Origin of the sequence: Streptomyces sp. NPDC058457, assembly GCF_042720695.1 — a bacterium.
Classification (GTDB): domain Bacteria; phylum Actinomycetota; class Actinomycetes; order Streptomycetales; family Streptomycetaceae; genus Streptomyces.
Genome location: NZ_JBHXLU010000082.1, coordinates 1 through 18,931 on the forward strand (window position 1 = coordinate 1; position 18,931 = coordinate 18,931).

16 protein-coding genes are annotated in these 18,931 nt (G+C 71.2%); 9 read left to right on the top strand and 7 right to left on the bottom strand.

All coding sequences use genetic code 11. The features are described from left to right. Positions 1-219 precede the first annotated feature (219 nt). Both ACFWPS_RS41370 and ACFWPS_RS41375 read right to left on the bottom strand, forming a co-directional pair. Positions 220-1,497 carry an ABC transporter substrate-binding protein gene (locus ACFWPS_RS41370; RefSeq protein ID WP_383715713.1) on the bottom strand — a complete coding sequence of 426 codons (1,278 nt, stop codon included), beginning with the start codon at positions 1,495-1,497 and terminating at the stop codon, positions 220-222. 111 nt (positions 1,498-1,608) lie between these two features. Continuing rightward, positions 1,609-2,628 carry a carbohydrate kinase family protein gene (locus tag ACFWPS_RS41375; protein WP_383715717.1) on the bottom strand — a complete coding sequence of 340 codons (1,020 nt, stop codon included), beginning with the start codon at positions 2,626-2,628 and terminating at the stop codon, positions 1,609-1,611. A 126-nt stretch (positions 2,629-2,754) separates the two neighbouring features. On the opposite strand from ACFWPS_RS41375, the gene ACFWPS_RS41380 reads away from it, so the two are divergent. The 5 genes from ACFWPS_RS41380 (at position 2,755) to ACFWPS_RS41400 (ending at position 10,266) form a co-directional block, all read left to right on the top strand. Then, positions 2,755-3,519 (top strand): DeoR/GlpR family DNA-binding transcription regulator, encoded by a 765-nt coding sequence (locus ACFWPS_RS41380; RefSeq protein ID WP_383715720.1) that lies wholly within the window; start codon positions 2,755-2,757, stop codon positions 3,517-3,519. Beyond that, positions 3,516-4,853, top strand: coding sequence for a 6-phospho-beta-glucosidase (locus ACFWPS_RS41385; RefSeq protein ID WP_383715723.1), 1,338 nt, complete (start codon positions 3,516-3,518; stop codon positions 4,851-4,853). Before ACFWPS_RS41380 ends, ACFWPS_RS41385 begins: the two co-directional genes overlap by 4 nt. Before the next feature lie 46 nt (positions 4,854-4,899). Then, positions 4,900-7,944: an alpha-mannosidase gene (locus tag ACFWPS_RS41390; RefSeq protein ID WP_383715726.1), complete on the top strand. Its 3,045-nt coding sequence runs from the start codon at positions 4,900-4,902 to the stop codon at positions 7,942-7,944. A 4-nt stretch (positions 7,945-7,948) separates the two neighbouring features. Further along, on the top strand, positions 7,949-9,199 hold the full coding sequence (locus ACFWPS_RS41395; RefSeq protein ID WP_383715728.1) for an alpha-L-fucosidase: 1,251 nt from the start codon (positions 7,949-7,951) through the stop codon (positions 9,197-9,199). A 191-nt stretch (positions 9,200-9,390) separates the two neighbouring features. Beyond that, positions 9,391-10,266 carry a sulfotransferase family protein gene (locus tag ACFWPS_RS41400; RefSeq protein ID WP_383715731.1) on the top strand — a complete coding sequence of 292 codons (876 nt, stop codon included), beginning with the start codon at positions 9,391-9,393 and terminating at the stop codon, positions 10,264-10,266. Between the two features lie 27 nt (positions 10,267-10,293). On the opposite strand, the gene ACFWPS_RS41405 is transcribed toward ACFWPS_RS41400, so the two are convergent. Both ACFWPS_RS41405 and ACFWPS_RS41410 read right to left on the bottom strand, forming a co-directional pair. After that, positions 10,294-11,973: a carbohydrate binding domain-containing protein gene (locus ACFWPS_RS41405; protein WP_383715735.1), complete on the bottom strand. Its 1,680-nt coding sequence runs from the start codon at positions 11,971-11,973 to the stop codon at positions 10,294-10,296. Positions 11,974-12,164: 191 nt separating this feature from the next. Then, complete coding sequence (locus ACFWPS_RS41410) at positions 12,165-13,286, bottom strand: ATP-grasp domain-containing protein (RefSeq protein WP_383715738.1); 1,122 nt, start codon at positions 13,284-13,286, stop codon at positions 12,165-12,167. 367 nt (positions 13,287-13,653) lie between these two features. Here ACFWPS_RS41410 and ACFWPS_RS41415 point away from each other — a divergent pair, with 367 nt between their 5' ends. Together ACFWPS_RS41415 and ACFWPS_RS41420 are read left to right on the top strand one after the other, a co-directional pair. Next, positions 13,654-14,559 (top strand): metallophosphoesterase family protein, encoded by a 906-nt coding sequence (locus ACFWPS_RS41415; protein WP_383715741.1) that lies wholly within the window; start codon positions 13,654-13,656, stop codon positions 14,557-14,559. Beyond that, entirely contained in the window at positions 14,507-15,187 is a 681-nt protein-coding gene (locus tag ACFWPS_RS41420; RefSeq protein WP_383715743.1) for a 4'-phosphopantetheinyl transferase, read from the top strand. Before ACFWPS_RS41415 ends, ACFWPS_RS41420 begins: the two co-directional genes overlap by 53 nt. A 14-nt stretch (positions 15,188-15,201) precedes the next feature. Here ACFWPS_RS41420 and ACFWPS_RS41425 read toward each other — a convergent pair whose 3' ends face one another. Continuing rightward, a complete protein-coding gene (locus ACFWPS_RS41425; protein WP_351496258.1) occupies positions 15,202-15,429 on the bottom strand; it encodes a hypothetical protein in 228 nt (75 codons plus the stop codon). Positions 15,430-15,673: 244 nt separating this feature from the next. Here ACFWPS_RS41425 and ACFWPS_RS41430 point away from each other — a divergent pair, with 244 nt between their 5' ends. Continuing rightward, positions 15,674-16,696, top strand: coding sequence for an alpha/beta fold hydrolase (locus ACFWPS_RS41430; protein WP_383715747.1), 1,023 nt, complete (start codon positions 15,674-15,676; stop codon positions 16,694-16,696). A gap of 39 nt (positions 16,697-16,735) precedes the next feature. On the opposite strand, the gene ACFWPS_RS41435 is transcribed toward ACFWPS_RS41430, so the two are convergent. Further along, positions 16,736-17,299, bottom strand: a complete 564-nt coding sequence (locus ACFWPS_RS41435) for a M48 family metalloprotease (RefSeq protein WP_383715844.1) — start codon at positions 17,297-17,299, stop codon at positions 16,736-16,738. Between the two features lie 46 nt (positions 17,300-17,345). Next, positions 17,346-18,002: a helix-turn-helix domain-containing protein gene (locus ACFWPS_RS41440; RefSeq protein WP_383715749.1), complete on the bottom strand. Its 657-nt coding sequence runs from the start codon at positions 18,000-18,002 to the stop codon at positions 17,346-17,348. A gap of 254 nt (positions 18,003-18,256) precedes the next feature. Between ACFWPS_RS41440 and ACFWPS_RS41445 the strand changes: the two genes are divergently transcribed. Beyond that, the gene (locus ACFWPS_RS41445; protein WP_383715751.1) at positions 18,257-18,925 is read left to right on the top strand and encodes a hypothetical protein; all 669 of its coding nucleotides are present in this window, start codon (positions 18,257-18,259) and stop codon (positions 18,923-18,925) included. Positions 18,926-18,931: the final 6 nt, after the last annotated feature.

Consider the following 18,931-nt stretch of genomic DNA (forward strand, 5'->3'; position numbering starts at 1 on the left):
GACATGGGCGGCGGGCGGCGAGGAGGCGTACGACATCTCTCTGGAGCCCATCTGAAGCTGGCTTGTTAAAAGGAGCTCTAGAGCTATGTGGTCGTGGACGAGTACTTAGGCGATCGGCGCGAGCGGGGGGGGGCCGGCGGGGGGCGGACCGGGCCGGGCCCGGCCCCGCCGGGGGCGTCGGCCACCGCGCCGGGACCGGTGACCGGAGGTGACGTCACCTCAGTTCACCCCCTGGCGCCGGGCGATCTGCTTGGCCTGGCTGACCGCGTCGTTCCAGGCGTCGTCGGGCTTCTTGCCCTTGGCCTCGATGTTGGTCAGCTCCGTCATGTACGGGGCCATGACGGCCGCGTCGGCCGGCGCCTCGTAGCTGTCCGGTATGGCCTGGGCGGCCGGGCCGAAGACCTCGATGATCTTCTGCCCGCCGAAGAAGGCGTCCGGGCCCGTCATGGCCGGCATGGCGTACGCGGCCGGAGCGGCCGGGAAGATGGCGGCGTCGGTGAAGCCGCGGGCGTCGTTGGCGGGGCTGAGGATCCAGCTGATGATCTTGAAGGCTTCCTCGGGGTTCCGGCACTGCTTGGGCAGGGCCAGGTAGGAGCCGCCCTGGTTGGACGGTCCGACGGGGTTGGCGCAGACCCGCCACTTGCCCTTGGTCTGCGGCGCGGCCTGCTCGATGTCCAGCGCGTGCCAGGCCGCGCCGAGCTCGGTGAGCAGGTTCTTGCCGATGGCGGCGTTCCAGCTGTTGTCGTTGATCTTGGCGTCGATGCCCAGGGTGTAGGGGCGGACGGCCGTGGTCCACGCGGCGCGGATGTGGTCCTGGTCGCCGATGAAGCGGTTGTTCTTGTCGATGAACCGCTGGGTGCCCTGGCCGACCACGATGTTGAAGACGGAGCCGATGTTGTTGACCAGGTAGCTGCCGGGGTTCTTCTTCTGCAGCTCGGTGCCGAGCGCGAAGTAGTCCTCCCAGGTCTTGACCAGGGCGGCGACCTTGTCGGGGGCGGTGTCCACCCCGGCCTTGGCGAACAGGTCCTCGCGGTAGAAGAGCGCGGTCGGGCCGATGTCGATCGGGAAGCCGATCTGCTTGCCGTCGGAGGTCTGGGCGAGCTTGGTCTTCCAGCCCAGGTACTGCGAGGAGAGCTTCTTGAAGCCCAGGTCGTTCAGGTCGAGGAAGCGGGAGGCGTTGGGCAGGAAGGACGCGATGTCCTCGCCCTTGATGCCGGTGATGTCGGGCACGGAGGAGCCGCCCGCGGCGAGGGTGGTGGTGAGCTTCTGCTTGAAGTCGCCGCCGATGGACGAGGCGGTCAGCTTGACCTGGCTGCTGAAGTGGGTCTTCGCCTCCGCGACCACCTTCTCGCTGAGCGCACCGCCCCAGTACCACAGGGTGAGGTTCTTGCCGTTCTTGGTACCGCCCGATCCGGAGCCGCCGCATGCGACGGTCAGACCGGACGCGGCCGCGGTGAGCGCGGCGGCCTGGAGGAAGCCTCTACGTGAAAGGTCCACGGGTCACTCCTGTTGTTCCTGTTCGTGGTACTGAGGGGCGTTGGTGCTGTGGATCGTGGGGGCTGTGGGGCTGTGGGGCTGTGGGGCGTGGGGCTGTGGATCGGGTGCGGGTCAGTGCGGCCGGGCGGGCGGGGTGACGGGGGCGTGGTGCACCGGGGGGCCCACGTCCGCCGGCAGGCGGTCGGCGAGGAAGCCGTACGTCTTCTTCAGGTCGGGGTCGGTCAGTGAGCGCCACCAGCGGTCGACGCCGTACCAGCCGGGGGCCGCGAGGGCGCCGCCGTGGTGCTGTACGGACAGCCCGGCCGCGAGGACCGCGAACCGCAGCCGTTCCGCCAGCGGCCAGCCGCCGAGGGAGGCCGCGACGAAGCTCGCCCCGAAGACGTCCCCGGCGCCCGTGGCGTCCAGGACCTCGACGTCGAGGGCCGGGACCTCCGCGTACTCGCCGGTGGTCTGGTCGACGGCCACCGCGCCGTCCCCGCCCCGGGTGACGACCGCCACCGGCACCAGCTCCGCGAGCGTGCCGAGGGCCGCGACCGCGCTGTCGGTGCGGGTGTAGGCCATCGCCTCGGTCTCGTTGGGGAGGAAGGCGTGGCACAGGGCGAGCTGGTCGAGGAGGTCGCGGGACCACTCCTGGGTGGGGTCCCAGCCGACGTCGGCGTAGACGTGGGTGCCGTTCGCGGCGGCCTTGGCGATCCACTCGCGCGGCTCGGCCTCGATGTGCACCAGCGCCGTGCGGGCCTCGGGCGGGTCGCCCATCAGCGCGTCCTGCGAGTACGGGGGTTCCTGGCCGTGGGTGACGAGGGCCCGGTCGTGGCCGGCGGCGAGCGAGACGGTGACGGGGGTGGGCCAGCCGTCCGCGGTGCGGGAGAGCGACAGGTCGACGTCCTCCTGGTCGCACAGCACGTCCCGGCAGTACTCGCCGTAGAAGTCGTCCCCGAAGACCGTGGCCAGCGAGGTGCGCAGACCGAAGCGGGCCGCGGCCACCGCGAGGTTCGCGATGCCGCCGGGGCCGCAGCCCATGCCGGCCGTCCAGATCTCCTCGCCCGGTGTCGGGGGCTTTCCCAGCCCCGTGAGGACGAGGTCGTAGAAGAGCAGCCCGGTCAGCAGTACATCGGGCCTGTCGTCGTCCACACGCACAGCCTCTCGTCAAAACTCGTCATTTTGATGCCGGAATCGTGCGCTGCTCCGAGAGATTGGTCAATACCCGAGCAGAACTGAGCATGGATTTGATTGAAGATGACGAGTAGTGTTCGCCGCGTGCTGGCAGAACGACGACACCAACTCATCCTGCGGGCCCTGCGCGCCGGTGGCCCCGCTTCTGTGACCGACCTCTCCGAGCAGCTGAACGTGAGCCCGGCCACGATCCGGCGCGACCTGGTCAAGCTGGAGGAGGACGGGCTGCTCACACGTGTCCACGGCGGCGCCGTCGTCGACGAGGGCGATCAGCCCTTCGCCGAGGTGGCCGAGGTGCGGGTGGCCGAGAAGGACGCGATAGCCGCCTGTGCCGCGGCGCTGGTCCAGGACGGCCAGTCGGTGCTGCTCGACATCGGTACCACCGCCTTCCGGCTCGCCCGCCAGCTGCACGGCCGCCGCCTCACCGTGATCACCAGCAACCTGGTGGTCTACGAGGAGCTCGCCGACGACGAGGGCATCGAGCTGGTGCTGCTCGGCGGCATGCTCCGCCGCGAGTACCGCTCCCTGGTCGGTTTCCTCACCGAGGACAACCTGCGCCAGCTGCACGCCGACTGGCTGTTCCTCGGCACCAGCGGGGTGCGCCCCGGCGGGCAGGTGATGGACACGACGGTCGTGGAGGTGCCTGTCAAGCGCGCCATGATCGGGGCGAGCGACAAGGTCGTGCTGCTCGCCGATACCGCCAAGTTCCCGGGCACGGGCATGGCGAAGGTCTGCGGTCCCGGGGACCTGGACATGGTGGTGACCAACGCGCCGGTGGACCCGGCGACCCGAGCCGCCCTGGAGGAGGCCGGTGTCGAGGTGGTCCTGGCAGGAAAGGCTGAAGCGTGAAACTGACGATTCTGGGCGGCGGCGGGTTCCGCGTGCCGCTCGTGTACGGCGCACTGCTGACGGACCGGGCCGAGGGGCGGGTCACCGAGGTCGTGCTGCACGACCTCGACGCCGGCCGGCTGTCCGCGGTCGCCCGGGTCCTGGCCGAACAGGCGGCCGGCGTCCCCGACGCCCCCGCCGTGACCGCCACGACCGACCTGGACGAGGCCCTCACCGGCGCCGACTTCGTCTTCTCGGCGATCCGGGTCGGCGGCCTGGAGGGCAGGGCGAACGACGAGCGGGTGGCCCTGGCGCAGGGCGTCCTCGGCCAGGAGACGGTCGGCGCCGGCGGCATCGCCTACGGCCTGCGGACCGTGCCGGTCGCCGTCGACATCGCCCGGCGGGTGGCCCGGCTCGCCCCCGACGCCTGGGTCATCAACTTCACCAACCCGGCAGGACTGGTCACCGAGGCCATGTCCCGGCACCTCGGCGACCGCGTCATCGGCATCTGCGACTCCCCGGTCGGCCTCGGCCGCCGGATCGCCCGGGTGCTCGGCGGGAACCCGAAGGAGGCCTGGATCGACTACGTCGGCCTCAACCACCTCGGCTGGGTCCGCGGCCTGCACATCGCGGGGCGCGACGAGCTCCCGCGCCTGCTCGCCGACCCAGACCTGCTCGGCTCCTTCGAGGAGGGCAAGCTCTTCGGGGTCGACTGGCTCCAGTCCCTCGGCGCCATCCCCAACGAGTACCTGCACTACTACTACTTCAACCGCGAGGCCGTCCGGTCCTACCAGCAGGCCGAGAAGACCCGCGGCGCCTTCCTGCGCGACCAGCAGGCGCACTTCTACGAGGCGGTCACCGACCCGGGGGCGAAGGCCCTGGACGTCTGGGACCGCACCCGCGCCGAGCGCGAGGCCACCTACATGGCCGAGAACCGGGAGACGGCCGGCGCCGGCGAGCGCGACGCCGACGACCTGTCCGGCGGCTACGAGAAGGTCGCCCTGGCCCTGATGCGGGCCATCGCCCGCGACGAGCGCACCACCCTGATCCTCAACGTCCGCAACCGCGGCACCCTCTCGGTGCTCGACGGCGAGGCCGTCATCGAGGTGCCCTGCCTGGTCGACGCCAACGGCGCCCACCCGGTCGCCGTCGCCCCGCTGCCCGACCACGCCAACGGTCTCGTCTGCGCGGTCAAGGCGGTCGAGCGCGAGGTGCTCGCCGCCGCCGAGTCCGGCTCCCGTACGACGGCCGTGAAGGCGTTCGCGCTGCACCCGCTGGTCGACTCGGTGAACGTGGCCCGCCGGCTGGTGGAGGGATACACGGAGGTTCACCCGGGCCTCGCGTATCTTAAGTAGCCAGCCGCTCGGAAAGCGCTTTCTATCCCTCTTCTGGAGACTTCCCATGCACGACGAACGCCGCCGGATCGAGGAGCGCGTAGAGCGCCTCCACAACCAGCGCATCAAGCCCGCGGTCTACGCGGCCACCGTCCCCTTCGAGGTGTCCGCCTGGCAGGCCCCCGGGGAGCCGGTGCCCTTCGAGGAGGCCGCGGCCGCCGCATACGAGCCGTTCGCCATGGACACCCCGTGGGGCCCGCCCTGGGGCACCACCTGGTTCCGGATGCGCGGCCGGGTGCCCGCGGAGTTCGCGGGCCGCCGCGTCGAGGCGGTCATCGACCTCGGCTTCACCGGCGACTGGCCGGGCAACCAGGCCGAGGCCCTGGTCCACCTCACCGACGGGACCCCGCTGAAGGCGGTCAACCCGCTCAACCAGTACGTACGGATCGCGAACCCGGCGACCGGCGGCGAGGTGATCGACTACCTGGTCGAGGCCGCCTCCAACCCCGACATCCTCGCCAACGACTTCGCCGAGCCCACGCTCCTGGGCGATGTGCTGACGGCCGGCGACAAGCCGCTCTACACCTTCAGGCGCGCCGACATCGCCGTCCTCGACGAGGAGGTCTGGCACCTCGACCTGGACGTCCAGGTGCTGAAGGAGCTGATGCTGGAGCTCGGCGAGCACGACCCGCGCCGTCACGAGATCATGCACGCCCTCGACCACGCGATGGACCTGCTGGACCTGGACGACATCTCCGGGTCGGCCGCCGCCGTGCGCGAGGCCCTGAAGCCGGCGCTGTCCAAGCCCGCGAACGCCAGCGCCCACCGCATCTCCGGCGTCGGCCACGCCCACATCGACTCGGCCTGGCTCTGGCCGATCCGCGAGACGAAGCGCAAGACCTCCCGGACCTTCTCCAACGTCACTTCGCTCGCCGAGGAGTACGAGGAGTTCGTCTTCGCCTGCTCGCAGGCCCAGCAGTACGAGTGGGTGCGCGACAACTACCCGCAGGTCTGGGCCCGCATCCAGGAGTCCGTGAAGAAGGGCCAGTGGGCGCCGGTCGGCGGCATGTGGGTCGAGTCCGACGGCAATCTCCCCGGCGGCGAGGCGATCGCCCGCCAGCTCGTGCACGGCAAGCGGTTCTTCATCGAGCACTTCGGCATCGAGACCAAGGGCGTCTGGCTGCCCGACTCCTTCGGCTACAACGCGGCCTACCCGCAGCTCGCCAAGCTGGCCGGCAACGAGTGGTTCCTCACCCAGAAGATCTCCTGGAACCAGACCAACACGTTCCCCCACCACACCTTCTGGTGGGAGGGCATCGACGGCACCCGCATCTTCACGCACTTCCCGCCGGTCGACACCTACAACGCCCGCTTCAGCGGCGAGGAGATGTCCCGCGCGGTCCGCCAGTACGCCGAGAAGGGCGCCGCCACCCGCTCGCTGGCCCCCTTCGGCTGGGGCGACGGCGGTGGCGGCCCCACCCGCGAGATCATGGAACGGGCCCGCCGCCTGAAGGACCTGGAGGGCTCCCCGCGGGTCGAGGTCGAGCACCCGGACGCCTTCTTCGCCAAGGCCCGCGCCGAGTACGAGGACGCCCCGGTCTGGGTCGGCGAGCTCTACCTGGAGCTGCACCGCGCCACCTACACCTCGCAGGCCCGCACCAAGCAGGGCAACCGGCGCAGCGAACACAAGCTGCGCGAGGCCGAGCTGTGGGCCACGACGGCCGCGCTGCACGCGCCCGGCTACCGCTACCCGCACGAGAAGCTCGACCGGCTCTGGAAGACGGTCCTGCTCCACCAGTTCCACGACATCCTGCCCGGCTCCTCGATCGCCTGGGTGCACCGCGAGGCCGAGGCCGAGTACGCCCGCGTCGCCGAAGAGCTGGAGGCGCTGACCACCGAGGCGGTCACTGCGCTGGGCGGCGGCACCGCCCGGGTCTTCAACACCAGCCCCTACGACCGCGCCGAGGTCGTCCGGGACGCCGCGGGCACCCCGGTCTACGTCGAGGTCCCCGCGAGCGGCAGTGCCCCGCTGACGGCCGCCGCCGAGGCCCCGCAGCCGGTGACCGTCGAGGGCCGGGTCATCGACAACGGACTGGTCCGGGTGGAGATCGCCGCGGACGGCACCCTGTCGTCCGTGTACGACCACCGGGCGGACCGCGAGGTCCTCGCCGGGCAGGGCAACCTGCTCCGCCTGCACACCGACCTCCCGAACTACTGGGACGCCTGGGACGTCGACAAGCACTACAAGAACCGGTACACGGACCTGCTCGACCCCTCGGAGATCACGGTCGCCGACGCGGACCCGCTGCTCGGCTCGATCCGGATCACGCGCCCGTTCGGCAACGGCTCGACGATCACCCAGACGGTCACCGTCCGCGCCGGCAGCCCCCGGATCGACTTCGAGACGGACATCGACTGGCACGAGGCCGAGAAGTTCCTCAAGGCCGGCTTCCCGGTGGACATCCGCGCCGCGCACTCCTCCGCCGAGATCCAGTTCGGCCACGTCCAGCGGCCCACGCACACCAACACCACCTGGGAGGCGGCCCGCTTCGAGGTCTCCGGCCACCGCTGGGTGCACCTCGCCGAGCCCGGCTACGGCGTCGCCGTCGTCAACGACTCGACGTACGGCCACGACGTCTCCCGCACGGTCCGCGAGGACGGCGGTACGACCACCACGGTCCGGCTCTCCCTGGTCCGCGCCCCGCGCGTCCCGGACCCCGGCGCCGACCAGGGCCGCCACCGCATCACCTACTCCCTGCTCCCCGGCGCGAGCATCGAGGACGCGGTCGCGGCGGGCTACGCCCTCAACCTCCCGCTGCGGGTGGCCGACGCGGCGGGCGAGCCGCAGCCGGTCGTCTCGGTGGACGGCGAAGGCGTGACCGTCGAGGCGGTCAAGCTCGCAGACGACGCCTCCGGCGATGTCGTGGTCCGGCTCTACGAGTCCCGGGGCGGCCGCGCGCAGGGCGTCCTGCGCACCGGCTTCCCGCTGGCCGGCGCCCAGGTGACCGACCTCCTGGAGCGCCCCCTGGAGGAAGCGGCCACCGACGGCGACAGCGTCTCCGTCGAGCTGCGCCCCTTCCAGATCCTGACCCTCCGGCTGCGCAGGAGCTGACCGGATGGCCATGCAACCCTGGTTCACCGACGCCAAGTTGGGGATCTTCGTGCACTGGGGCATCTACGCCGTCGACGGGGTCCAGGAATCCTGGTCCTTCTACGACGACATCGTGCCGCACGACCAGTACATGTCCCAGCTGGACCGCTTCACCGGCGCCCGGTACGACCCGAAGGCGTGGGCGGACCTGTTCGCCCGCGCCGGCGCGAAGTACGCCGTGCTGACGAGCCGTCACCACGACGGTGTGGCCCTGTGGGATACGGCGTACGGAGACCTCAACCTCGGCAAGGACTACCTCGGGCCGTATGCCGAGGCCCTGCGCGAGAAAGGCCTCAAGGTCGGCCTCTACTACTCGCACTCCGACTGGAACCACCCCGACTACGCCTCCACGCGCAAGCCGGGCCGCCCGCCGGAGCTGGAGGACAACCGCTACTCGGAGGTGGCGGCCGAACACGAGGACCTGGCCGCCTGGGAACGCTTCATCGCCTACCGGGACGGCCAGATGACGGAGCTGGCCTCCCGCTACCGGCCGGACCTGATGTGGTTCGACGGGGAGTGGGACCGCAGCGAGGAGCAGTGGCGGATCCCCGAACTCGCCGCGCTCGTCCGGTCGTACGTCCCTCATGTCGTCTTCAACGCGCGCATGCTCAGTGAGGGCGACTACGCGACGCCCGAGCAGGGTGCCCCCGTCGTGCCGCCGGACGGCCCCTGGGAGCTGTGCCTGACGATCAACGACTCGTGGGGCTACCAGCACCACGACCACAACCACAAGTCCCTCGCCCAGCTGATCCGCTACTTCACCGAGACCATCGGGGGCGGCGGCAACCTGCTGCTCGACGTCGGCCCCATGGAGGACGGCACCGTCCCGCAGCCGCAGGTCGAGCGCCTCGAAGGGCTGGGGGAGTGGATCCGCAGGCACGCGGAGGCGGTGTACGGGACCGGGCGCGGCCTGCCGGCCGGGCACCACTACGGTCCGAGCACCCTCTCCGCCGACCGGCGCACCCTCTACCTCACCCTGTTCGACGTCCCGCGCGCCGAGATCGGCGTCCGGGGCCTGGCGACGGCGGTCCGCAGGATCACCGTCCTTGGCACCGGCACCGAACTCGGCCACCGGGTGACCGGCGGACTGCACGAGGCGGTCGGCGTGCTGTGGATCGACCCGCCGGCCGCGGCCGACCTCGACCCGTACGCCACCGTCCTCGCCGTCGAACTGGACGGCGAACTGGAGCTGTACCGGGGATCCGGCCGGTTCTGAGGCGGTTCGCGCGGTAAGCCGGAATTTCTCATATGAAGAATTAAGAGAACGGTAAGTAGGCAGGTCACGGCGGTCTTTCGGGCTGCCGTGACCCTGTTGGTTCGCCTCGTGGACACCTTGAGTTCGCCTGACACCCCTGGGATGCGGGACGGCAGGGACGACAGAAAGGCATCACCGTGCGAGACCCGCGAATGTCAGCGATCGCCAAGGGGCTCAAGCGCCGGGGCCGGCTCATGGCGCAGGCGGTGAGCCCGCCGCGCAAGACCCTGGACGCCATCCCTACCCAGCGTCCGGCCCAGCGGCCGCAGCAGGCGTCCGACGGTTATACGGCCCCACTCGCCCCGCGCCTGGTGGCGTCCCCGGCCTTCGTGCTGTCCTCGGTGCGCTCCGGGTCCACCCTGCTGCGGGTCCTGCTGAACAGCCACAGCCGGATCCGCGCCCCGCACGAGATGCACCTGCGCACGGTCCACGTCCGCATGTCCCGGGAGTTCACCGCGGACGCCATGAAGGAGCTCGCCCTCGACCGCGAGGAACTGGAGCACGTGCTGTGGGACCGGGTGCTGCACCTGGAGCTCAGCCGCAGCGGCAAGGACGTCATCGTCGACAAGACCCCGCCGAACACCCTCATCTGGCCCCGGCTGCACCGATGTTGGCCCGACGCCCGCTTCGTCCTGCTGCTGCGCCACCCCGGCGCCGTCATCCAGTCCCTGACCAGCCGCCGTGCCGAACCCGACCACGAGGCGATCCGCGCCGAGGTCCTGGGCTACGCGGAGAAGCTCGAAGAAGCCCGCCAGGGCCTCACCGGCGCCCATGTGATCACGTACGAGGACCTCACCGCCGACCCGGAGCGGGTCACCCGCGGCCTGTGCGCATACCTCGGCGTCCCGTGGGAGAGCGGCATGCTCGACTACGGCAAGCAGGACCACGGCACGTTCCGGCCGAAGCTCGGCGACTGGAGCAAGGAGATCAGGTCCGGCCGCATCCAGGCCGCCCGCCAGGCCGACCCGACCGCCGAACTCCCGCCTCGGCTCGCCGAGATAGCGAAGGCGTGGGGATACCCGGTCTAGGCATCCCCACGCCGTCGGTCCCGATGCTCAGCCGGTGAAGCCGGCCGTGATCGAGGTGAACTGCCAGTCGCTCTGACTGATCCCGGAGCAGTTGCTCACCACTCCGCCGCCGGCGCAGCCACGGTCCCGGTTCGCCGCCCAGAACGCGAGCCGGGCGATGTGGTGCGAGTTCCCCCAGTCACGGATCTGCGTCCAGATCGCCGGAGTGGTGTTCTCCTGCTGGTCGGACAGGCCGTTCATGCCGGAGATCCCGATGTGCGCGTAGGCCGTCGCGTCGTCCCAGCCGAACGTGGACTTCAGCTTGGTCTTCAGCCCCTCGGCCGCGGCGACGGTGTTGCCGTACATGTCGGAACCGCCGCCGAAGTCGAACGGCATGATCGTGAAGACGTCGATGTCGGCGCCGATCGACTGAGCCTGTTCGATCAGCCGGTTGCCGTAGTACGTCGGACCGGTGGTGGACGTCCCGAAGGTGACGATCGTCTTCAGGCCGGAGTTGTTGGCCTTGACCGTCTTCAGGGCGGTCAGGATCTTCGCCTGCACGGCCTCGTTCTCGAACTCGTCGGTGTTCTCGATGTCCATGTCGACGGACTTGAGACCGTAGGCGTCGATCACCTTCTGGATCGCCGCGGCCAGCGCGCTCGCGGAGGAGCAGTTGGCGCCGAGCTTGCTGCCCTGCCAGCCGCCGAACGACGGTGTGACGTCACCGCCGGCCGCCCGGATCTGGTTGATCGCGGTCTGGTCGGCGCCGCCGGTCAGCGCCCGGCTGCCGTCCCAGGCCGGCGTGCAGCCGCCCGAGTCAAGCACGAAGGCCATGGTGAAGTTCTTGATGCCGGTCGCGCTCATCACCGTGGACGGGTTCGGCGGATCCCCCCAGCCCTCGTAGAGGTAGGGCGCGGCCTGCTTGAAGCCGGTCCCGCCGCCGCTGCCCGCGCTCGTGGTCACGGACACGGAGTTGGACGCGGCCGACACGTTCCCGGCCGCGTCCCGCGCCTTCACCGTGAACGTGTACGCCGTACTGGCCGCCAGCCCGCTCACCGTGCCGGAGGTCCCGGAGACGCTCGTCGCCAGGGTCGACCCGCGGTAGATGTCGTACGCCGTCACCCCGACGTTGTCCGTCGAGGCCGACCACGACAGGGACACGCTCGACGAGGTCTTCCCGGTGGAGGTGAGGTTCGTGGGTGCGGTGGGCGCCTGCGTGTCGGAGCTGCCGCCGGGCCCGTCGAGGCTGATGTCGTCCGCGTAGTACGTCCCCTGGGCGTACCACCCGTGGACGTAGATCTGGGCGCTGGTCTGCGAGGCCCCGGTGGTGAAGGAGACGCTCAGCTGGCTGAACTGGGACGCCGAGGTCGTCCAGGTGGAGGCGCCGCCGGTCACCCCGAGATAGACGTACGAGCCGCGGACCCAGCCGCTGAGCGAGTACGTCGTGTTGGGCTGCACGGCGACGGTCTGCGTGCACTGGGCGGTGTCACTGGAACTCGGGGCCCCCGCGAGCGCCTTGGAGCCGCTGTGCACGGGGGAGGACACGACCGAGCCGAGGTTCCCGGTGCAGGACCACGGCGAGAGACTCCCCGACTCGAAACCGGGGTTGGAGAGGATGTTGGCCGCCTGCGCGGTACCGGGCAACGCGATGGCCCCGGCGAGCGCGAGAGCGGCGGACCCGAGCAGGGCGAATATCCGACGTCTGGAACGTCTGAGCGAGTTGCGCACACGATCTCCCTGAAGGAATGGGGGTGTTCGGGAGTGCACGAAAGTGCAGGGGGGTGCGCAACCAAGTTGGTATGGACCAATGAACCTGTCAAGGTGACGAACGGAAATTGGTCCATACCGGTGAGGTGACTTACCTGGGGGCGCGGGGAACTGCGCGAGCAACCACGTACAACCCGCACCCGGCCGACAACCTAGAGCGGCATCACCGCAGCCGCAGCGTCGACAGACTCCACTTCCATGGGCAACGCCGGCGCCAACACCACGTCGGCCTCCTCCCGGGCCACCGGCCCGCTCGGCAGCACGTGCCGCGGCCCCGACACCACCGCGTAGTCCTGCCCCAGGAACGGCGGCTCGATCACCCCGGGGTCCTCGCCCAGCGCCAACTGCACCGCGGCCCACGGCGCGTTGACCCCGCAGAGCGACAGCTGGTGCAACCCGCCCGCCGGCCGCGTGTTGACATCGAGCAGCACGGGCTGGTCGCCGTACATCCGGAACTGGATGTTGGACAGGTAGTGCAGCCCGAAGCCCTCGGCGATGATCCGCGCCGGCTTCAGCCACTGCTCGTCGAGGGTGAACCCGCGCCGGCGGCCCTTCTTGGTGCGGCCCACGGTCAGGCGGACCCGGTTGTCGGGCCCGGTGAGGCAGTCGACGGACACCTCCGGCTCCTCCAGCCGCGGCATCACCAGCCAGTCCACCGGCTGGTCGGCGCGGCGCAGCGCGTCCACGACCATGTCGAGTTGGACGTACGGCCCCGGGAACCCGTTGAGGTGAAAGAGCGAGAAGGGGGCGCGTGTGATCACCCGGAAGCCCACACCACCCGCACCGGCGGCCGGCTTGAAGCACGCCTTGTGCCCGTCGGCCTCCAACTCCTCGACCGCGGCGACCAGTTCGTCCGCCGTGCGGACCCGCGACCAGGGCGGCACCGGGACCCCCACCGAGCTCACCGCCTCGTACGCGGTCGCCTTGTCCTCGAAGACCGCGGTCGCCTCCGGCGTCGGCGCCAGCAGGGCCGTACCGACCGACTCGAAGTCGGCCCGGTGGGCGACGATCGCCGACTGGTGCAGCCGGGGCACGAAGACGTCGATGCCGCGGCGCTGGCACTGGTCGAGGGCGTACTCGACGTAGCCGGCCGGGGACAGGCCCTCCGGCTCCAGGTCGGCGGTGTCGGCGGCGGCCAGCACGGGGGAGTCGGCGTCACCGTGCGTCGCGTGGATCTCGACCGCCCGGTCGCTGGGATTTCTCCGCAGCTGATCCATGAAGAACACGTTCTCCGCGTACGTGCGGTTGAGCCAGACGCGTACGCGAGAGCGCATTAAAGCCGCCTTTCGGGGTTTTCGGGCAGGGGTCAGCGTGCCCGTGCCCGGGCAGGGTGGTTGGAGGGTCACCAAACCGCCCTGGACGAAGGGAAGTTCGTGGCGGTGGTGTTGGGGGGATCATACGGCTTTCAAGGGGCCCCGCGTGCAACGCCAGTGTTACGGATTTCCCCGTACTGTCCACGCGCGTTTTCCTGCACCGTCCGCGCCGGTTTCCTTGACGGCCCGAAAGCGGTCCGAAGCCGGCCCGGGACCGCCTCGGGACCGGTCGGGTGACGGCCGACAGGCCCCTGGACAGGCGGTCTTGTTCCCGGCCCCCGAAGTGTGTTGTGGTGGGGGCCGACGACATGATCGGAAGGGGTACGGGGTGGAGTCCACGGCCGGTGCCGGGCAACTGCTGGCCATCAGCGACCTGCACATCTCGTACCCCGAGAACCGCGAGCTCGTCGAGAAGATGCGCCCGGAGACGGACGAGGACTGGCTGATCGTCGCCGGGGACGTCGCGGAGACCGTCGCCGACATCCGCTGGACGCTGGAGACCCTCGCCGGCCGCTTCTCCAAGGTGCTGTGGGCGCCCGGCAACCACGACCTGTGGACCCACCCCAAGGACCCGGTCACCCTGCGCGGAGTCGCCCGCTACGAGCACCTCGTCGACCTCTGCCGGGAACTGGGCGTGGTCACCCCCGAGGACCCGTACCCGCTCTGGGAGGGCCCGGGCGGCCCGGTCGTCGTGGCACCGCTGTTCCTGCTGTACGACTACTCCTTCCTGCCGGCCGGCTGCGCCACCAAGGAGGAGGGCCTCTCCTACGCGCACGGCACCGGCATCGTCTGCAACGACGAGTACCTGCTGCACCCCGACCCGTACCCGACGCGCGAGGACTGGTGCCGGGCCCGGGTCGAGGCCACCGAGCGCCGGCTCGCCGAGCTGCCGGAGGACCTGCCGACCGTGCTGGCGGGGCACTATCCGCTGGACCGGCACCCCACCGACGTGCTCTGGTACCCCGAGTTCGCCATGTGGTGCGGCACCACCCGCACCGCCGACTGGCACCGCCGGTTCCGCGTCGCAGCCATGGTCTACGGTCATCTGCACATCCCCCGGACCACCTGGCACGACGGGGTCCGCTTCGAAGAGGTCTCCGTGGGATACCCCCGCGAGTGGCGCAAGCGTTCCGGGGAACCGGGCCGGCTGCGCCGAATTCTGCCGATGGAGGTCGGAACCGGTGATCGAGGAGCTGCTCCCGGACTCGGTGGTGGCCGTGGAGATGCTCGGTGACGAGGCGATCCGCGAGGCCCCGCTCTACCCCGAGGAGGCGGCGCTGGTCGCCCGGGCGGTGCCCAAGCGCCGCCGTGAGTTCTCCGCGGTGCGCGCCTGTGCCCGCAGTGCCATGGAGAAGCTCGGAGTCCCGCCGCAGCCCGTCGTGAGCGGCGAGCGCGGCGCTCCGCGCTGGCCGGACGGGCTGGCCGGCAGCATGACCCACTGCGACGGCTACTGCGCCGCCGCCCTGGTCCGCGCCACCGACCTGGCCTCCCTCGGCATCGACGCCGAACCGCACGCCGCGCTCCCCGAGGGCGTCGCCGAGTCGGTGTCGCTGCCCGCCGAGCAGCAGCGGCTCGCCCTGCTCGCGGCCGAGCGGCCCGGCGTGCACTGGGACCGCCTGCTGTTCAGCGCCAAGGAATCCGTCTACAAGGCGTGGTTCCCCCTCACCGGGAAGTGGCTGGACTTCATGGAAGCCGACATCGAGCTCGTCCCGGAGCCCGGTGAGCGGCCGCACGGCATCCTGCGCGCCCGTCTCCTCGTCCCCGGCCCGGAGGTCGGCGGGCGGCGGCTGCAGGCCTTCGAGGGCCGCTGGAGCGTGGGGCACGGCATACTGACCTCGGCCGTGGTCGTGCCGCACCCCTGACGCGCCACGCCGGCTCAGGTGGGTGGACACCAGTCGTGCAGCAGCCGGAAGAACGCCTCCTCGTTGCCGGCCAGTCCGGCCCCGGCCAGCGCCTCCTCGGCCTCGGCGAGCACGGCCGGCGGCACCACGAAGGGGCGAGGGGCGTCCGGCGGCCCGTCGAAGGCCGCGCGCACGGTGTGCAGCAGCCGCAGATAGGCCTGGACGGCGGCGCGTTCACGGTCGGTCAGTACGGCGGTGTGCATCGGTCGGCTCTCCCCGTCGGTCGTCGAGGTCACGCGCCCGGACGGCGCGGGCACACCGTGTGTGCGGTGCGCACCCCCCAGCTTGCCGGTCGCCACTGACAACGCCCCCGTGCCAGGCCTCGGTTCGCTCGCTTAGCGGAGGTGAAACCTCACCGAAACTCCCCGGGGAAATGTCTTCCTACCCTGGAAGGAGAGGAATCCGGCCGGGCCGCAGCGCGCCCGGGACAGCGGGGGAGGCCGAGCCGTGCCAGAAGCGGTGCCCAACCGTCCGCAGCGCACCGCGCACCTGCGCCCGGTGGGCGACGGGGAACTCGAGGCGCGCCACCGGGTCGTGCACGGCTACCGGCGTGCCTACCGCATCGCCGGTGACGGTCCCGCCCTGGTCCTCATCCACGGCATCGGGGACTCCTCGGCGACCTGGGCACGACTCATCCCCGACCTCGCCCGCACCCACACCGTGATCGCCCCCGACCTGCTCGGCCACGGCGAGTCGGACAAACCGCGGGCCGACTACTCGGTCGCCGCCTACGCCAACGGGGTGAGGGATCTGCTGACCACCCTGGGCATCGAGTCCGCGACCCTCGTCGGGCACTCGCTCGGCGGGGGAGTCGCGATGCAGTTCGCCTACCAGTTCCCCGAGCGCACCGAACGGCTCATCCTGGTCAGCGCGGGCGGGGTGGGCCGCGAGGTCAACCCGGTGCTCCGGCTCGTCTCGCTCCCCGGCGCCCATCTGATGCTGTCCGCGCTGCGGCTGCCCGGTATGCGCCTCCAGGTGGGCCTGGCCGTACGCCTGCTGAGGCTGCTGGACACCGGCCTCGGCCAGGACGCCCCGGAACTGCTCACCCTGGTCGACGCGCTCCCCGACGAGACCTCCCGCAACGCCTTCATCCGTACCCTGCGCGCGGTCGTCGACTGGCGCGGCCAGGTCGTCACCATGCTGGACCGCTGCTATCTCACCGAGGGCATGCCGACCATGCTCCTGTGGGGCGACCGCGACAGCGTGGTCCCGGTACGGCACGCCCATCGCGCCCGCGAGGCGATGCCCGGCGCCCGGCTGGAGATCTTCGAGGGCGCCGGGCACTTCCCGTTCCACGCCGACCCGGCCCGGTTCGTCGCCCTGGTCCAGGAGTTCACCGCCACCACCGCCCCGGCGGACTGGAGCCGTGAGCACTGGCGCACTCTGCTCCTCGACGGCCGCCCCGACGCCGGCCACGGCCCGGCCGCACAGCAGGACCTGCGCGAGGCGAGCGAGCGCAGCGCCACCTGAGCCGGTGCCGCGCCGGTCGCGGCCCCGAGGCTGCGACGCCTACTTCCCGAGGTACCCCAGCGACACCTCGATGCGGCCCGCCACGTCGTGCCGCCGCACCGGCCCGCGCAGGGCCGAACCCGCGAGCCAGGTCCGGCACTTGCTGGCCAGCAGCAGCCCGAAGGTCTCCGCGTCCCGTTCCTCGGCCCGGTCGAAGCGGGTCCGGGCGGCCACCCGCTGGACGGCGGCCTGCAGCGCGGCCTGGTCGGCCTCGGTACCGGTGCCCGTAACGGCGCCGGTGGCCGTGCCGAGGAGCCGCGCGGCCACCCCGACCCCCTCCACGTCGTGGCCGCAGTGCTCGGCGTGCATGTGCCACAGTTCGTGGCCGAGGATCACCAACTGGTGGTCGGGCACGGTACGTTCCTCGACGACGACCAGGTCGCGGTCGGCCAGGTCGAGCCAGAGCCCGCTGGCCGTGCCGGGCGGGAAGACCGCCGTACGGAACTGGACGGGACGGCCGCGGCGGCGGCCCAGCGCGTCACACAGCGCCCGGTACAGCTCCTGCGGCGGCGCGGGCGCGGGCAGGGTCAGCTCCCCGACCAGCTCACCGCTCAGCCGGCGCATGTCCCTGCCGATGCCCACTCTTCTCCCTCGGCTCACGACTCTCGGCTCACGACTCGGGTCGCTTGACGCTCTCCAGGAGCATGTCCAGCCATTCCGCGACCTTGTCCCGGTGCTGGTCGGTGGGCAGCTGCGCGGCCCGCCAGGCGATGCCGCGCACCCCGTGGTCCTGCAGCAGCCGCTCCAGCGGGTCCTCGGCCGCCTCCGCCGCGGCCCGCTCCCGGTCGGCCAGCTTCTGCAGCAGCTCCTGCTCGACGCGCTGCAGGGCGCCGGCGAGGGCCTCGGGGTCCTCGGCGGTGAGGAAGCCCGCGTGCACGCGGAAGAAGCGCTGGAGGGCGTCGCAGTGCTCCATGGTCGGCCGCCGGTCACCGTTGATCAGGGCGCCGGCCTGCTGCCGGGACATGCCCGCGCCGTCGGCGATCTCCTGCTGGGTGTGCTTTCGGCCGTTCGGCTTGAGCCGGGTGCGGCGCAGCAGGTCGAGGCGTTGCAGGAAGCGGGCCTGGACATCGGGCTCGCCCGCCGGGCGGCCGGTCAGCAGGGCCCGGACCACGGGCTCGGGGACACCGCAGGCGAAGGAGAGCCGTCCGACGTGGAAGACCTCGGCGTGCGGCACGCCCAGCCGGTCGGCGAGCGCGGTGACGCGGGCGACGGCGGCCGGCAGCTGGGCGGTCGCCGCGGCGCCCGGATCCTCGTAGCCATCCGTCACCGACAGAACTCCTACGTCTCTCAGGGGAATCAGGGGAATCAGGGGCTTCTCACAGGCACTGCCGTGAACCTCCCGGCATGAACCCCCCGGAGATTAGCGGGTCGTTCGAACTCACATCCAGGGCTCGCCACAACTGTGGCCAATTTCGGACGTCAACAGGCATGAAATGCCACGATAGTTGACATGACTCAGGGTGGGGCAGCAGGATCACATCGCCGCGAGAAGGCCGCATAGGCAAGAGGGGTGACCTCCCGATGGCATATCAGGCAGGTGGGCGGCGGCCGGTGCCGCGGCCCGTCCCCGAGGGCCTGGAGGCCCAGGCGTATCTCCAGGACTACGCGTTACTGCTGGACGCGGTCCCCTTCCCGTCCCTGGTGGTGGACCACCGCTGGGACGTGGTGCTGGCCAACGGCGCGTTCGAGACACTTTTCCGGGAGGTCGCCCCGCATCCGACCGCGATGCCCGGGGACAACTTCCTGCGCTTCGTCCTGTTCCACCCGGATGCCGGAGCGGTCCTCGGCGCCCACGAGGCGGGCTGGTGCCTGCCGATGCTGGCGCAGTTCAAGACCACCCTGGAGCAGTACGGCCACGACCACGAACTCCAGTCGATCCGCCGGGAGATCGCCCAGGACCCCATCATGGAGGCCGCCTTCCGGCAGGGCCTGCCGCACTGGCTGCGCGTGGTCGGCGAGGACGGCGCACAGCTCGACGGAGCCGTGCGGCCGCTGCTGCACCCGGACCCGCTGCTGGGCGCCACCGAGTGCCGGGTCGTCGGTGAAACCCCCAAGACCCTCCAGGACATGGGCTACGCGCGTTACACCCTGGTGCTGCGCGCCGTCCCCCGCCCCGCCGCCCCGCGCCGCTCCCGCCGGCCCGGCGGCCTGGGCGCCCATCTGACCGTCGTCCCGGCCCCCGAAGGCTGACCCGGC

Coding starts and splice junctions, on each gene's coding strand:
- ACFWPS_RS41390 (WP_383715726.1), top strand. CDS start 4,900: ATGCACGACGAACGCCGCCGGATCGAGGAGCGCGTAGAGCGCCTCCAC.
- ACFWPS_RS41395 (WP_383715728.1), top strand. CDS start 7,949: ATGGCCATGCAACCCTGGTTCACCGACGCCAAGTTGGGGATCTTCGTG.
- ACFWPS_RS41400 (WP_383715731.1), top strand. CDS start 9,391: ATGTCAGCGATCGCCAAGGGGCTCAAGCGCCGGGGCCGGCTCATGGCG.
- ACFWPS_RS41410 (WP_383715738.1), bottom strand. CDS start 13,286: ATGCGCTCTCGCGTACGCGTCTGGCTCAACCGCACGTACGCGGAGAAC.
- ACFWPS_RS41425 (WP_351496258.1), bottom strand. CDS start 15,429: ATGCACACCGCCGTACTGACCGACCGTGAACGCGCCGCCGTCCAGGCC.
- ACFWPS_RS41435 (WP_383715844.1), bottom strand. CDS start 17,299: ATGCGCCGGCTGAGCGGTGAGCTGGTCGGGGAGCTGACCCTGCCCGCG.
- ACFWPS_RS41445 (WP_383715751.1), top strand. CDS start 18,257: ATGGCATATCAGGCAGGTGGGCGGCGGCCGGTGCCGCGGCCCGTCCCC.